Source organism: Pantoea sp. BS_8, from assembly GCF_041954965.1.
In the GTDB taxonomy this organism is placed as follows: domain Bacteria; phylum Pseudomonadota; class Gammaproteobacteria; order Enterobacterales; family Enterobacteriaceae; genus Pantoea; species Pantoea stewartii.
The window spans coordinates 1-15,604 of record NZ_JAVAXU010000020.1; the positions used below are offsets into that span (position 1 = coordinate 1).

Genomic DNA, 15,604 nt, shown 5'->3' on the forward strand with positions numbered 1-15,604 from the left:
ATACCGAGTCCCTGTAATGCCGCATCGCGGACGGATTCGCTGTTGTTAGTGGCAAAGTTTCCCTGTCCCTTCACCATTACGGTTTCCTCTCCGCCCGTCACTTTATGGAAATGCCATCGCGGCGGTTCCTGTCCGCGCAGATAGTACAGACAGTTATGCCGCTCCAGGTCGTCGGGCTTTTGCGGGGTGCCGTATTGCGCCAGGTAAGCGGGGGAGGCAACCAGAACCGCATGCGTGTCACACAACTTCAGCGCAATGTGGGTCTCCGGAAGTGTCTGGCTGTGACGGATGGCCAAATCAAAACCTTCACGAGTCAGTGATACCAGACGGTCGTTGACATCCAGCTGAATAGTGACCTGCGGGTACTCCCGGACAAAATCGCCAATAACCGGGACGAGCTGCTGGCGCGCAAAGGCTACCGGCGCACTGACACGCACCAGGCCTCTCACCGGGCCGGTTTCATCACGAATGCGTAAAAAGGATTGCTCAATCTGCGCAAAAGGATCGCGCAAGTTATCCACCAGTTTTTCGCCCGCCGAGGTCAGACGGACGCTGCGGGTAGTACGCTGCACCAGTGCTGTGCCGGCCATATTCTCCAGCTCTTTGATTTTCTGACTCATGGCTGCCTTGCTGACCTCCAGCCGATCAGCCGCGCGGGTAAAACTTCCCGATTCAGCGAGTACCGTCAGCCAGTACAAATGCACCCACAGTTCATCCGTGCGGAATGCTTTCATCGGGATTGTTCAAAATAGTGAATAATCATTTCAGCCCTGTCTCTTTTTCTTTTCAACACCCGTCGGCAACATAGCGCGACATCATACACTTACGATTTAGACCAACCGAGGGTTTATTTATGCCATTGCTGACATTCGACATCATTGAGGGACGTTCTGCTACGGAAATCAGAACAATGCTGGACGCTGCACATCGGGCTGTGCTCACCGCGTTTAACGTTCCCGCACGTGACCGTTATCAGATTGTTCACGAAAATAAAAATTACCAGATGGTGTTCCAGGATACCGGGCTGGGGTTTGAACGCAGCGACCGTCTGGTGATGGTCCGGGTGTTTACCAGCCCGAGAAGTGAAGAGCAAAAAACGCGTTTCATGGCGGAACTGGCACGGGAGCTGGCAGAACACTGTGGGGTGGAAGGGAAAGATCTGATGATCAGCTTTATTACCAATGCGCCGGGTGACTGGAGCTTTGCGGATGGTGAAGCACAGTATCTGACCGGAAAGCTGTAATTACCTTGTTTCCTCTCGGTTGTCAGTCACAGCGTTTTGAGAGGAAAGATAACATCCTCACCACGCCCCAAAGCGTGTTATCCGTGGTACCCGATACCACGCCGGGGCATTATGAAAGACAGCGTCGAAGTAAACGGCCTTGCTTCCCGTTGACTGACATTAAACGATATCTCACCATTAACTCTCCGGCGGATATTAGCCTTTTCCTATGACTCGCCCCGGCACCGGGGCCGATTTCATCCTGATTCGTTGAAATAACGCGGTTGCCATTACTTTTTTATCTGACTATAGCCTGCCGTTATACCCCGCAACCAAACAAGCATTCGTCACTTTTCAACACGCATGAAATAGTGGTTTCAGAACCTTACCTTTGTCTGAAACGAGAACTCTCATGCTAATCCCACAACCCTATTTACTTTTTCTTGGCGATGTTACCGATCCCCTCGCGGCAAAAACGGCGCGCGGTATTCATATCTGGCGACCGGAACAGTGCGTTGGCGAAATTAAACTGCCGGGCTGTACGGTCAGCCTGGGGCTGGATGAACTTGATATCGCCAGCGCCAAAGCGCGCGGCGCGAAAACGCTGGTGCTGGGCACCGCCAACGCAGGGGGATATCTGCCCGAACACTGGCTGGATACGGTGAAAAGTGCCATCAAAGCCGGCATGAACGTGGCCAGCGGATTACATCATCGTCTGGTGGATGAGCCCGAGCTGGTCACGCTGGCAGAGACGTTTGGTGTTGCGCTTTTCGATTTACGTCATATGCGTCCGAAGCTGAGTGTTGGCAGCGGTAAGAAGCGTTCAGGCAAGCGGATACTCACGGTGGGGACCGACTGCTCAGTGGGCAAGATGTACACCTCACTGGCGCTGGAAGCGGCAATGCATGCGCGCGGAATGAAAGCGGATTTTCGTGCCACGGGACAGACCGGGATTCTGGTTGCAGGGGAAGGCATTGCTGTGGATGCGGTAATCGCGGACTTTATTGCCGGTGCGGCAGAAGCCCTGTCTCCTGCCAACGATGATGATCACTGGGATATCGTGGAAGGGCAGGGATCGTTGTTCCATCCCTCTTACGCGGGCGTCAGTATGGGGCTTATGCACGGTGCGCAACCGCACTGGCTGGTGATGTGCCATGAAATGGGCCGTCCGCATATGCGCCATTTGCCGCATCAACCGATGGTCAGCCTGAAAGACTGCGTGGAAGCCAATCTGCGCGCCGCCCAGGTGACCAGTGAGTCCGTTCAACTGGCTGGCTTTGCGATTAACACCTCAAACTACACGGAAGAAGACGCGCGCGCCTATTGTGCTGAAATCCGTGCCGAATTCGGTTTACCGGCAACCGATCCGGTGCGTTTTGGTATCGATGACATCGCCGCGCTGCTTCAGGAGCGGGGCTGAGATGAGACAGGTGCAGATCAACGTGGTGGAACTGCCGCTGGCGCGACCGTTTGCTATCTCGCGCGGTGTGCGTACCGCCGTGACGGTTATCCGTGTCACGCTTGAGCAAAACGGCTTTATTGGGCAGGGCGAATGTACACCAACGGCGCGCTACGATGAAACGCCAGACAGCGTTCAGGCCCAGCTTGAGGCGGTACGTGCTGACGTGGAAGCAGGCCTGAGCCGCGATGATCTGCAACACCGTTTGCCCGCCGGTTCCGCGCGCAATGTGCTGGACTGCGCACTGTGGCGACTTGACGCCGCACGGGCCAGTCAAACGCTCTGGCAACAAAGTGCATGCCCGCCGCCACGCTCGGTCGTCACGGCGGAAACCCTCAGCCTCGATACGCTGGAAAACATGGCGCTGGCGGCGGCGGATGCCGTCTCGCGGGGTGCCATCCTGCTCAAAATCAAGCTCGACCGCGATGCGGTTCTGGAAAAAGTGGCGGCGATTCGTGCCGCGGCCCAGCGTGCGACGCTCATTATCGATGCCAATGAAGCCTGGTCGGGAATGGATCTGGAAAGCCTGCTGGTGGCGCTTCAGGCCTTTAACATTGCGATGGTCGAGCAACCGCTTCCCGCTGGTCAGGATCATGACCTGCAACGCTTCCGTCATCCTGTTCCCGTCTGTGCGGACGAGAGTTGCCACACGCGAGAGGACATTGCCAGCCTGCGTCATCGCTACGAGATGATCAACATCAAGCTGGATAAGTGCGGAGGTCTGACGGAAGCGCTGGCGATGGTCGATGAAGCGCACAAGCAGAACATGCGCATCATGGTCGGCTGCATGCTGGGTACATCCCTGGCGATGGAAGCGGCATTGCCCGTGGCGGTGCACGCAGAGCACGTCGATTTAGATGGCCCGATCTGGCTGGCGGCCGACAGCTCTCCTTTTTTGAATTACTCCGATGGCCGTATCTGGCTGTAACGCGACGAGGCATTGATGACGGACACACGACTCACTTCTTCTGCCACACGTGCTGACGGTGCATCACCGGTGCTTGCTGTTCAGGACCTTAGCGTCTCATTTCGTGGACGCAGTGGTGAGAATCAGGCGCTGAAAGGCATCAGTTTCGCCATTTATCCAGGCGAAATTGTCGCCGTGGTGGGCGAGAGCGGCTCAGGTAAATCAGTCACGTCGCTGGCCGTGATGGGCTTGCTGGCGAGCAGCGGCCGTATTGATCGCGGCAGCATGCAGTTTCGCGATCGCCGCGGAGAAGTTCATGCGTTAGAAACGCTGGATGACAGTCAGCGCCGTACGTTGCGTGGCCGTGAAATGGCGATGATCTTTCAGGAGCCGATGACCTCACTGAATCCGGTGCTGCGTATCGATGATCAACTCACCGAAGCGTTACGCGACCATCATCAGTGCGACAAGAAACAGGCTCATGCGCGCGTACGTGAACTGCTGCGACAGGTACGTATTGCCGATGTCGATCGCGTCATGAAAAGCTATCCGCACGCGCTGTCCGGCGGGATGCGCCAGCGCGTGATGATTGCTCAGGCGCTGGCCTGTGATCCGCAACTCCTGATTGCCGACGAACCCACGACGGCGCTGGACGTCACCGTACAGGCGCGCATTTTACATATCCTGCGTGAGCTGCAACGCGAGAAAAACATGGCGGTGTTGTTTATCACCCATGATATGGGCGTTGTGGCGGAAATTGCGGATCGTATTGTGGTCATGCTGCGTGGCGAAGTGGTCGAGCAGGGCACCGTGTCAGAGATTTTTGCCGCCCCGCAGCATGCGTATACCAAAGCGTTGCTGGCAGCCGTGCCAAAACTGGGCGATATGCGCGAATACGCGTGGCCGCAACGCTTTCCCCTGTTGGGTGCACAACAGGCGGCGCAACACGAACAGCTGACGGCGCGCTACGACAGCGAACCGCTACTCGATGTACGTGGGCTAAAAGTGTATTACCCCATCCGCAGCGGCATCTTCTCGACCCATACGCATCATGTGCATGCGGTTGAGCAGATTGATTTCAGTCTGTGGCCGGGTGAAACCCTGGCCATCGTGGGTGAAAGCGGCTGCGGTAAATCGACCACCGGGCGTGCGCTGATGCGCCTGATCGCCAGTGAGGCGGAAAGCATCCACTTTGAAGGAAAGGAAATCTCTCATCTGAAAGAGACGGCATTCCAGCCGCTGCGCCGTGAAATTCAGATGGTGTTTCAGGACCCCTATGCGTCACTGAATCCACGTCTGACGGTGGGGTTTACCATTGCCGAGCCGTTGCTGTTGCATGGCATGGTGGACTCACTGGAACAGGCTTCTCCACACATCGATGCGCTGCTGACAAGCGTTGGGCTGTTGCCGGAGCACGCGCGTCGTTATCCGCACGAATTTTCGGGCGGTCAGCGCCAGCGTATTGCCATTGCCCGCGCGATGGCCCTGAAACCGAAAGTGATTATTGCTGATGAAGCCGTATCGGCCCTTGACGTTTCAATTCAGGCGCAGGTGGTGAATCTGATGATGGATCTCCAGCAGCAAACGGGCGTAGCCTGGATATTCATCTCTCATGATATGGCGGTCGTCGAGCGCATTGCCAACCGCGTGGCGGTGATGTACCTCGGCCAGATTGTCGAGCTCGGACCGCGCCAGTCGGTCTTTAATCAACCGCAACATCCTTATACCCAACGTCTGCTGGCCTCCGTGCCGGTGGCAGATCCCGAGAACCGTCAGCCTCGCCGTTTTGATGACAGCGAAATCCCTTCGCCGTTGCGAAAGGTGGGCGAAACGGTCACGAAACCCCGTTATCGGCAGGTTGCACCGCAACACTGGGTCGCTGACGGCATTGCATTGCGATAATCCTTAACGACCAGGAGATTTTATGAAAACGCTGTTCCGCCGTACTTCACTCGCCCTCGCCTTAACGACGACACTGGTCATGACTGCGCAGGCACAGGATCTGCGCATTTCAATGTATGCCGATATTACGGGGCTCGATCCGCACGATACCTCGGATAATGTCAGCTACTCGGTGCAGAGCGGTATCTTTGAGCGCCTGTTTCAGTTTGATCCCCAGATGAAGCTGGAGCCCTGGCTGGCGACCGGTTACACCTCCAACGACAGTGCGACGGAATTTACGCTGACGCTGCGTAAAGGCGTTACCTTCCAGGATGGTACGCCTTTTGATGCGGAAGCGGTCAAAGCGAACCTTGATCGTCTGGCAGACCAGAAAAAAGGGCTGAAGCGCAACAGCCTGTACAAAATGATCGATAAGGTGAAGGTGCTGGCACCCGATCAGGTGAAAATCTCACTCAATCAGTCATTTGGTGCTTTTATTAATACGCTGGCGCACCCTTCGGCGGTGATGTGGAGCCCGTCGGTTCTGAAACAGTATCCGGACGAGGCCCAGTTGCGGCTGCATCCGGTGGGGACCGGGCCATTTAAATTCGTAAACTGGACTCCGGGCAAAGCGGTCACGCTGGCGAAATATGACGGTTACTGGCGGCAGGGCTGGCCCAAAGTCGATCAGGTGATTTTCTCACCCAGCCCGGAAGATGCGACACGGGTTGCCGCGTTGAAATCGGGTCAGGTGGATGCCATTTGGCCTTTGCCTTCGGATCTGATCGCGGCGGTGAAGCAGGACAGCAACCTCGCGATTCAGCGCGATCCGAGCATCTATCTCTATTACATGGCGATCAATACGCAGCATAAACCTCTGGCCGATGTCCGCGTGCGCCAGGCAATCAACTATGCGATTGACCGTAATCTGTGGTTGAAGGTGGCCTTTGCCGGTTTGGGTAAACCGGCCACCTCCGCGATGCCGGAAGGGGTGCAGTTCTATGAGAAGCAGAGCGATCCCGATTACCACTATGCGCCGGATAAGGCCAAAGCGTTGCTGAAAGCGGCGGGCTACCCGAATGGGCTGGATCTCAAGCTCTGGGTCACCAATGCGACCGCCAGCGTGCGCGCCGCCCAGGTGCTGAAGGCGCAACTGGCCACGGTGGGTATTCGCGCCACGGTGACACCGATGGATTCCGGAACGCGCAACGCGAAGCTGTGGGGCGTTCAGGACCCGAAAAAAGCCGAATTTGACCTCTATTATGGCGGCTGGTCGACGTCTACAGGCGATGCCGACTGGGCTCTGCGTCCGCTGTTCGCCACCGAATCATGGGTACCTACCTCGTACAATGTCTCCTATTTCAGCAATCCTGACGTCGACAAGGCGATTGCTGCCGGGCTGGCGACGGCCGATCCGGCAAAACGTGGTATCGCCTATGCACAAGCGCAAAAGCTGTTGTGGAAAGAGGCCCCCGTGGCGTTCCTTGGCACGCCAGACAATCTGGTAGGCAAACGCAGCACCCTGAGCGGCGTTTCGATGCTGCCTGATGGCAATCTGTTGTTTACTCAGGCGTCGTTTAAATAAGTCGCGGATGTCCCTCACGTGCCTTTGCCGGTTGCGGCGGCACGTGAGGCTCCCCGTCTCACCTTTATTTCAGGGAATGGCATGTTTGCATACATCATTCGCCGATTGCTGGAGATGATACCGGTTTTGCTGGTGGTCTCGCTGCTGGTTTTCGGTTTCATCAAGCTGCTGCCGGGCGACCCGGCGCGCATTTATGCCGGACCGGATGCACCGATTGAAGCGGTCGAAGCGGCACGTCAGCACCTCGGGCTCAACGACTCGTTGCCGCAGCAGTATGTTAACTGGATAGACAGCCTGTTACATGGCGATCTTGGCACCACGTACCGCACCCAGCAACCGGTGCTGCAGGTGATTAAGCAGGGCTTCCTGCCCACACTGTGGCTCGCCTTAGCCGGTTTCGCCTGGTCTGTGCTTCTCGGCCTGATGCTTGGCGTACTCGCGGCCCTGAAACGAGGGAAATGGCAAGACTGGACGCTAATGAGCGTGGCGGTGGGGGGGATCTCGATGCCGGCGTTCTGGCTGGGGCTGCTGCTAATCCAGTTCGTTGCGATGCCTTTTGGCCTGTTCTCGGTCAGCGGCTTTAACAAGGCCAGCGATATTGTCCTGCCCGCCATCACGCTGGGATCGTCCGTTGCGGCGGTCATGGCACGCTTTACCCGCTCGGCCTTCCTTGAAGTGGCACAGGAAGATTACGTGCGCACCGCGAAAGCGAAAGGGCTGCGTAACCGTCTGGTGACGTGGAAACACGTGATGCGTAACGCGCTCATCCCGGTGATCACCATGCTGGGGTTGCAGTTTGGTTTTCTGCTGGGCGGTTCGATTGTCGTGGAAAGCGTCTTCAACTGGCCAGGGTTAGGCTGGCTGTTAATTGAGTCTATCAAAGCGCAGGATCAGCCGGTCATTCAGGCGCTGGTGATGCTGTTTGTATTTGAATTTATCGTCATTAATCTGCTGGTGGATCTGCTTTACGCGGTCGTCAATCCGGCAATTCGTCTGCGACAGGAGCCGAGATGAGTCATCAATCGCTGACTGATAACCCGCCTCAGGTTATTCGCTCGCCGTGGCGCGATTTCCTGCATGCTTTTGTGCGCAATCCTCTGGCGCTGGTTTCAGGCGGATTTGTCCTGCTGCTGATTCTGGTGGCGATCTTTGCGCCCTGGCTGGCTCCCTGGGATCCGATGGCGCCCGACTGGATGGCGTTATCCTCGCCCCCTTCGGCAGCACACTGGATGGGCACCGACGAACTGGGGCGCGACCTGCTCAGTCGTATTATCTATGGGGCGCGTATTTCGCTATATGTCGGCGTGCTGTCCGTGACGCTGGGCATGATTGTCGGCGTCGTGCTGGGATTGCTGGCGGGCTATTACGGTGGCTGGGTCGATATGCTGATCATGCGCGGTGCCGATGTGTTATTCGCGTTTCCCGGCATGCTGCTGGCCATTGCGGTGGTGGCGCTTCTGGGAACGGGCCTGAACAATGTCATCATCGCCGTCGCGGTGTTCAGCGTGCCCGTCTTTGCCCGGATTGTGCGCGCCTCCACGCTGTCATTGAGACAGGCTGCCTATGTGGAAGCCGTGCGCTGTGCCGGTGCACCCGACCGAATCATTATCCTGCGCCATATACTGCCGGGCACGCTTTCCAGCGTCATTGTTTATTTTACGATGCGCATTGGCACCAGTATCCTCACAGCGGCAGGCTTAAGCTTTATTGGCCTCGGACCGGAGCCGGATGTGCCTGAATGGGGCAATATTCTGGCCATGAGCCGGAGCATGATGATGGCGGGCGCGTGGCACATGAGCGTGTTTCCGGGGCTGGCGATTTTTATCACGGTGCTGGCGTTTAACCTGCTCGGCGACGCGCTGCGTGACACGCTCGACCCGAAACTCAAGGGCTGACGATGGACTTTCAACAATGGCAGTGCGAACTGCTGCTGGATCGCTGGCGTAACGAGCGTCAGTTGGGGCAGCCGCGTAGCGCATGCGGCCCCACTAATCGCATCAGCGATGTGGCTGGTGTGCGCGTCGGCCACGTCACGCTGGCTGAGGGAGAGCGGCAGACTGGCGTCACCGCTATTGTTCCGCCGGGTGATAACCTGTTTCTCACGCCGCTGCCGTGCGGAGCTGAAGTTCTGAATGGCTTTGCGAAACCGGTCGGACTGACACAGGTCGAGGAGCTGGGTGTGTTACACACGCCGATTCTGCTCAGTAACACGCTGGCGGTGGGCACGCTGTTTACCGCGCTGGTACGGGATGCCATCCGTCGTAACCCGGAACTCGGGCGGACGCTGCCGACGGTGAACCCGCTGGCCCTGGAGTGCAACGACGGCTGGCTCAATGATATTCAGGCGCTGGCCATCAGTGAGGCGATGGCGCAGGAAGCATTGCATACAGCCGCAGCGCACTTTTCCCGCGGCAGCGTTGGCGCAGGACGCGGGATGAGCTGTTTTAATCTGAAGGGCGGGATCGGCACGGCCTCGCGTGTTATTCCGTCGCTCAATGCCACGCTGGGAGTGCTGGTGCTGGCGAATTTTGGCGCGCTCAGCGCGCTCACGCTTGACGGTGTGCGACTCGGTGAAGTGATTGCACCGCTGCTGGCAGGAGAGGCACCGCAACGTGATGCCGGTTCTGTCATCATCGTGATGGCGACGGATGCGCCGCTGGATGCGCGTCAGTTGAAGCGTATCGCGAAGCGTGCCGGTGCCGGCCTCGGGCGGCTGGGCAGCTACTGGGGCCACGGCTCGGGCGATATCGCGGTAGCGTTTTCAACGCAACCGCTGCCGCAACCGCCGCAGGACGCCATGCTGGAGCCGCTGCTTGCCGCCGCGGCAGATGCCACCGAACAGGCTGTACTCGATGCCTTGTTGAGCGCAGAGCCTGTTACCGGCTTTCGTGGTCACCATCGCCCCTCACTGACTCAGATTCTGGACAGGTTAACCACATGAAAATTTTTATTTCTGCCGATATTGAAGGTATCGCGGGCGTTATGCGCCCGGAGCAATGCACACCCGGCAACCCGGAATATCAGTTGGCCCGCGGTCTGATGGAACAGGAAGTGAATGCCGCGATTGAGGGGGCGTTCGCGGGAGGCGCAACGGAGGTGGTCGTCGCAGACAGCCATGCGCAAATGACCAACCTGCGGGCGGAAAATCTTGATCCCCGCGCCCGGCTGGTGCAGGGCAAACCGCGCGGCTTGTCGATGGTTGAAGGCATAGAACAGCAGACGTTCGACGGATTATTTCTGGTGGGCTATCACAGCGCAGCAGGCGAACCCGGCGTACTGGCGCACACCATTAATGGCCGTGCATTCTGGCGTATCCATATCAATGGCCTGGTGATGGGCGAAACCGATATTTACGCCGCTGCCGCCGCTGAGCAGGGCACGCCACTGTGGCTGGTCACGGGCGACGATCAGCTGCAGAGCTGGATAGCAGAGTATTACCCAACGGTTGACTACGTTTGTGTCAAACGCGCCATTTCCCATACCTGCGCAGAATCCATTAGTCCCAAAGCGGCACAACGTGCCATAGGCAGTGCTGCACGCGCCGCGCTTGAGCATCAGCGCGATACGCGCACGACCCGGTTGACCGCGCCTTATCATATGCAGCTTCAGGCCAGTAAACCCGTGTTGGCCGATCTGTTCAGCCTGATCCCCGGCGTCACGCGCATCGATGCGGTTACCGTGGGATATCAGGCAGAGCGGATGGAGACGTTGATCAGCTTGCTCAGTGCATTTTCTTACCTGGCGAGTACCCAGTCGTAGCACAGGGACAGCCATGAGGTCAGGGGCGGGTAACCTTCGCCCCTGCAGCTTCCTTTTTTCAGAAACATCGCCGCCGGGCGCGATCGTGCGCACTGACCGACAATCCGCCACCAGGCACCGTCGATCCACATGAGATAACCCGGCCGTCTCCCCGCTGCACCATGGCAGGGCGAACGCCTGGCTTTACCCTTTTCAATGATTCAGCCAGTGAGGGGAAATGGACCGATACCGGCGCGATTTGCACCTGTTTCCCCTTGCATAAGCCCGGCGCCGCCTTATTTCAGCGCAAGGCGGTAGCGGGTCCCTTCGCCTCCCTCTGTTTTACGGTACAATTTTTGCAGCAGGGGTTGTCCTGTCTTTACCCGCCCGGATCGTATCGGCAGTAAGGAATAACGACAGAGGCAGGACAGATTCAGGCGCTGGCCGTTTCTTTGCCCGTACCGCGGGTGAGATGACAGATGGTTCAGGTTTTCCATTTTGATTCAGGCGTTGGCGGTGCTGTAAGTGAAGCGCTGAAAAGGGTGCATCACAGCGGCCTGCGGGTAGCTGAATCCACACAGGGTAAATAATGATGCGGCTCCGTCACATAGAAGTCTTTCAGGCCATCGTACAGACCGGCAGCATCAGCGCAGCCGCGCGCCTGCTCAACGTATCGCAGCCCAATATCAGCCGCGTGCTGAATCATGCAGAACAGCAACTGGGCTTTGCGCTGTTTGAGCGGCGTATCCAGGGCATGAGCGTCACGGCAGAAGGGCGACGGCTGCTGCCAGAGGTGGAAGATCTCTACCAACGCTTACAATCCATCACCCAGCTCACTGAACAACTGCGACGCGGCGAAGGGCAGATCGTCCGTGTTGGTGCGGCTCACGCTTTCGGTCAAATGGTGTTGGCACCGGCATTGGTCACCTGGCGACAACAGGTGCCCTCGGTCAGCGTTGAACTGGTCACGGAACACTTTAGTACCTTATGCCAAATGATCCTGGAGAATCAGCTTGATTTCGCCCTGGTCTTTGGTCAGCAGGTGGATGCAGCGCTGCTGGCGGAACCGCTGTTTCAGTCGTCAATGGTGGCGCTACTGCCGCCAAATCATCCCCAACATGAGCCCGTTACGCTGGCATGGTTATGCGCGAATAACCTGCTGATGATGCAGACCCAGGATCCGCTTGGGCGCGTCCTGCACCGCGCGCTACGCGATAAAAAGCTGAATCCGGCAGTGTCGTTATCGATTAAAACCTACTCGGTGATTGCGGATATGGTACTGGCAGGCGGCGGTGTGGGCGTGGTGGATCTGTTCACGGCTTGCCGCTATGCCGAACAGCTAAAATTACTCCCCGTCGCACAGCCGTTGCCGTTTGAAGTGATGCTGATCAGCCGTCGTGATCAACCCCAGTCCCAGTCCACGCTGCAACTTAAGCAGGTCATTCGCAACAGGCTGTGGGAAATCGCCCGCCAGTGCGAAGCGCAGTTTATTTGTGACTGAGCAAATAAACGGTGGTACGAGGTGCGTTCAGGCCTTTCGCCGCGCCTGAACGGCCCTGGTCGGGCTTTTCAGATGCGCGTTGTGGCTTTCACGGTGTCGACAAACAGTCGTAACGCGACGGGCATGTGCCGGTTTTGTGGAAAATAGAGTGCGATACCTTGCGAGGTGATTGTCCAGTCGTCCAGCACGGTTACCAGGCGCTGTGTATCCAGCCCGTGCTGTGCATAGCGCTCCGGTACATAAGCCATGCCTAATCCGGCGATGGCAGCATCTGTCATTAACGCAGCGCTGTTAAGCGTCAGGCTACCGGGAACATCCAGTGCATATTGCTGCTTACCTTGCTGATATTCCCAGTGATAACGTTTGCCGCTTGGCAGTCGCTGCCGTAAGCAAATGTGCTGCATAAGATCCTGTGGATGCTGAATGGCGGGCCGTGATGCCAGATAATCAGGCGATGCCACCGTCACAAAACGCAGCGGACCGCTCAGGAAAACAGCCACCATATCTTTCGGCACGTCTTCAAACAGCCTTATACCTGCATCGAATCCCTGTTCAACAATATCGACCAGCTGACCCTGTGCGACTAAATCCGTTTCAATGCCGGGAAAGGTTTGAAGGAACGTTGGCAATACTGTCTCCAGCAGAAGGCCAATCGCGGCATCACTGGCATTGATGCGCAGTGTTCCATAGGGTTGATGGTGGCTGGCAGTGACGTCATTCAGCAACTCGTCCATTTGAGTCAGCAGCGGCGTCATACGCGCAATCAGCATTTCACCGGTTTCGGTTAACGCCACACTTCGCGTCGTCCGATGGAAAAGCCGCACGCCAAGTGCCGTCTCCAGCCCTTTTATGGTGTGGCTGAGCGTTGAACGTTTAAGGCCGAGCACATCCGCCGCACGGCGAAAGCTGCGCTGGTCAGCCACCGTTTTTACGGCCAGTAATTCGTTCCAGGACGGGCGCTTCATTGTTTAAAATTTCCCACCATCTCATGCCAGTTTGGGGAGATTATGCCATCAGTCAGGGGTTTTATGATGAATGCCGGTTCACTCAACGGAGATAAAACGCATGAAAACCTGGCTCATTACCGGCGCATCCAGTGGTCTGGGTCGCCTGATGTGTGAAAGTCTGCTGGCCCGAGGCGATCGGGTTGTCGCCAGCGTACGACATGAAACGGCGCTGAATGATTTACGCGTGGCGTACGGGAAGACGCTACAGCCCATCGTGCTGGATCTCAGCGAGACGGCAATGATTAAGCCCGTCATTGAGGCGGCATTCGCGCAGGTGGGACGAATCGATGTTGTAGTCAGCAATGCGGCTTACGGGCTGTTTGGCGCAGCGGAAGAGCTGGGCGATGCGCAGATTGAACGTCAGATTGCGACCAATCTTACGGGCTCCATTCAGCTGATTCGCGCCGTGATTCCATTTTTACGCGAGCAGGGCGGCGGGCGCATTGTACAGGTCTCATCTGAAGGCGGGCAGATTGCTTTACCCAACTTCAGTGTGTATCACGCCACGAAATGGGGAATCGAAGGCTTTGTTGAAGCGGTTCGCCAGGAAGTGGCGGCGTTTGGCATCGACTTTTTGCTGGTGGAGCCGGGGCCAACGGCGACGGGATTTGGCGCAGGACTGGATATTGCGGATGCCTTGCCCGCTTACCGCGATACTGCGGCAGGTAGCCTGCGGACAGCGATAATCAACGGTGAGTTTGCGATTAAAGGTGATGCACAAAAATGCGTGATGGCGATGATCGCCGCTGCCGATGCTGACAATCCGCCACTGCGCTTACCGCTGGGGAGCACGGCCTATCACAATATTGAATCGGCACTGAGCCTGCGACTGGACGCCCTGCGGGCAATGAAAGTTGTGGCATACAGTGCAGACAGGTAGAACGACGATGACGAGGGGGCAACGGGCAGAGTGCGTTGCCCCTTAACACGCGGAGGCCAGTCCTGACACAGCGCGGCATGGTGAGCAGAGTGTCTGTCGTGAGCAAAAACGGACAGGTGGTTTAGAAGGCTGGCGTCATGTGCCCAACAGAAGCAGACTTAGCTGGGATTGAGCACAACGACGGCATAACGGCATACCTGATTTGTATCATTTCTGAATATGCAGTCTGCAGGGTCACCAAGCTCAAGGCAGTCGCCCGTCATCATGTCAAATGTCTGTGCACCTTCTACAAACGTCAGGCTGCCTTCAAGTACCCAGATGAGCTGGCGTCGTGAAAGATATGAAACCGACGGCATGGGTACCGCAGTATTGGCGGGAAGCTCAACGCTGACCAAATCAATCGGGATACGTCCCGGAGAAACGTGTCGGCGAATATAACCGGTTTCCGGATCCTGCCACAGGGGCTGATTTTCATGCCTCAGAAGTGAGCCACTACGGGCCTCAGTGAGAGCAAGCAACTGCGACATCGACATGTCGAACGCGCCCGAAAGGCGGGCCAGAAGCGTTGCCGTCGGACTGCTCTCGCCGCGTTCGATTTTATGTATCATCGCCCGTGATACGCCGGAGTTGTCCGCCAGCTCGGTCAGAGACCATCCTCTTTTTTCTCTTTCCTGCCGTACTTTGTGTCCGATACGGGAATTAATTTCATCTTCTTTGTTGGACATTTTGTTTAATATAGTGGATAAGTAAGATGTTGTACGATTTGTCTACTTTAGTGAATTAATAACGGGGTGTCTATCATGCATATTCGTGCTGCAACGGAAAGCGATGCTGAAACCATCGCGGAAATTTATAACGATGCCGTGCTTAATACGACGGCTATCTGGAATGAAAAAACGGTGGATTTCCTGAATCGCATAAGATGGATAAGAGAACGTCAGGCCGCGGGTTTTCCCGTCATTGTGGCGGCAGATGAGAAGGACGAGGTAACGGGCTATGCGTCCTATGGCGACTGGCGACCGTGGGATGGTTACCGATTTACCGTTGAACACTCTGTGTACATCCATAAAGATGCGCGCGGGGCCGGTTCGGGTTATGCACTTATGCGCGAGCTTATCAGGCTGGCTACACAACAAGGTAAGCATGTTATGGTCGCAGGCGTTGAATCTGAAAACGTAGCATCACTGGCATTGCATAAAAAACTGGGATTTTCAGAGGCGGGAAGAATGTCTGAAGTGGGCACGAAATTCGGCCGCTGGCTGGACCTGACGTTTCTGCAGCTCCGTCTTGCATCCCCGGAATAAATGGCATTTAAGACCCGCAGAATGTGGTATAAAACAGTCGTATCGTTCAGGATGAACGATACGTGATCCCCAGCAAACGACTTCATAATAAAGGCTTCTGGGTCTTCGCCAACCTCAACC

Annotated in this window: 15 protein-coding genes; 12 read left to right on the forward strand and 3 right to left on the reverse strand. The window is 56.8% G+C overall.

Annotation, left to right across the window (positions count from 1 at the left end):
- Positions 1-734 (reverse strand): LysR substrate-binding domain-containing protein (locus tag RAC65_RS21685; RefSeq protein ID WP_375097276.1); only part of this gene is annotated, 734 nt, incomplete at its 3' end.
- A 119-nt stretch (positions 735-853) separates the two neighbouring features.
- Here RAC65_RS21685 and RAC65_RS21690 point away from each other — a divergent pair.
- The 10 genes from RAC65_RS21690 to RAC65_RS21735 all read left to right on the forward strand — a co-directional run bounded on the left by RAC65_RS21690 (position 854) and on the right by RAC65_RS21735 (position 12,293).
- Positions 854-1,243: a tautomerase family protein gene (locus RAC65_RS21690; RefSeq protein ID WP_375094094.1), complete on the forward strand. Its 390-nt coding sequence runs from the start codon at positions 854-856 to the stop codon at positions 1,241-1,243.
- 391 nt (positions 1,244-1,634) lie between these two features.
- Positions 1,635-2,642 carry an N-acetyltransferase DgcN gene (dgcN, locus tag RAC65_RS21695; RefSeq protein ID WP_375097277.1) on the forward strand — a complete coding sequence of 336 codons (1,008 nt, stop codon included), beginning with the start codon at positions 1,635-1,637 and terminating at the stop codon, positions 2,640-2,642.
- 1 nt (position 2,643) lies between these two features.
- Positions 2,644-3,609 carry an N-acetyl-D-Glu racemase DgcA gene (dgcA, locus tag RAC65_RS21700; RefSeq protein WP_375097278.1) on the forward strand — a complete coding sequence of 322 codons (966 nt, stop codon included), beginning with the start codon at positions 2,644-2,646 and terminating at the stop codon, positions 3,607-3,609.
- Positions 3,610-3,624: 15 nt separating this feature from the next.
- Positions 3,625-5,490 (forward strand): dipeptide ABC transporter ATP-binding protein, encoded by a 1,866-nt coding sequence (locus tag RAC65_RS21705; protein ID WP_375097279.1) that lies wholly within the window; start codon positions 3,625-3,627, stop codon positions 5,488-5,490.
- Between the two features lie 22 nt (positions 5,491-5,512).
- Positions 5,513-7,054 (forward strand): glutathione ABC transporter substrate-binding protein, encoded by a 1,542-nt coding sequence (locus RAC65_RS21710; protein ID WP_375097280.1) that lies wholly within the window; start codon positions 5,513-5,515, stop codon positions 7,052-7,054.
- Between the two features lie 81 nt (positions 7,055-7,135).
- Positions 7,136-8,068, forward strand: coding sequence for an ABC transporter permease subunit (locus tag RAC65_RS21715; RefSeq protein ID WP_015065583.1), 933 nt, complete (start codon positions 7,136-7,138; stop codon positions 8,066-8,068).
- A complete protein-coding gene (locus RAC65_RS21720) occupies positions 8,065-8,949 on the forward strand; it encodes an ABC transporter permease subunit (RefSeq protein ID WP_033737479.1) in 885 nt (294 codons plus the stop codon). The genes RAC65_RS21715 and RAC65_RS21720 overlap by 4 nt, the downstream gene beginning before the upstream one ends.
- A 2-nt stretch (positions 8,950-8,951) precedes the next feature.
- Positions 8,952-9,995, forward strand: a complete 1,044-nt coding sequence (locus RAC65_RS21725; protein WP_375097281.1) for a P1 family peptidase — start codon at positions 8,952-8,954, stop codon at positions 9,993-9,995.
- The gene (locus tag RAC65_RS21730; RefSeq protein WP_015065586.1) at positions 9,992-10,813 is read left to right on the forward strand and encodes a M55 family metallopeptidase; all 822 of its coding nucleotides are present in this window, start codon (positions 9,992-9,994) and stop codon (positions 10,811-10,813) included. The genes RAC65_RS21725 and RAC65_RS21730 overlap by 4 nt, the downstream gene beginning before the upstream one ends.
- Positions 10,814-11,384: 571 nt before the next feature.
- Positions 11,385-12,293, forward strand: a complete 909-nt coding sequence (locus tag RAC65_RS21735; RefSeq protein WP_032413424.1) for a LysR family transcriptional regulator — start codon at positions 11,385-11,387, stop codon at positions 12,291-12,293.
- Between the two features lie 68 nt (positions 12,294-12,361).
- On the opposite strand, the gene RAC65_RS21740 is transcribed toward RAC65_RS21735, so the two are convergent.
- The gene (locus RAC65_RS21740; protein WP_205954466.1) at positions 12,362-13,258 is read right to left on the reverse strand and encodes a LysR family transcriptional regulator; all 897 of its coding nucleotides are present in this window, start codon (positions 13,256-13,258) and stop codon (positions 12,362-12,364) included.
- A gap of 100 nt (positions 13,259-13,358) precedes the next feature.
- On the opposite strand from RAC65_RS21740, the gene RAC65_RS21745 reads away from it, so the two are divergent.
- Complete coding sequence (locus RAC65_RS21745; RefSeq protein WP_375097282.1) at positions 13,359-14,180, forward strand: SDR family oxidoreductase; 822 nt, start codon at positions 13,359-13,361, stop codon at positions 14,178-14,180.
- Between the two features lie 158 nt (positions 14,181-14,338).
- On the opposite strand, the gene RAC65_RS21750 is transcribed toward RAC65_RS21745, so the two are convergent.
- Positions 14,339-14,905 (reverse strand): helix-turn-helix domain-containing protein, encoded by a 567-nt coding sequence (locus tag RAC65_RS21750; RefSeq protein WP_375097283.1) that lies wholly within the window; start codon positions 14,903-14,905, stop codon positions 14,339-14,341.
- 75 nt (positions 14,906-14,980) lie between these two features.
- Between RAC65_RS21750 and RAC65_RS21755 the strand changes: the two genes are divergently transcribed.
- Complete coding sequence (locus tag RAC65_RS21755) at positions 14,981-15,484, forward strand: GNAT family N-acetyltransferase (protein ID WP_039340918.1); 504 nt, start codon at positions 14,981-14,983, stop codon at positions 15,482-15,484.
- The last annotated feature ends 120 nt before the right edge of the window (positions 15,485-15,604 follow it).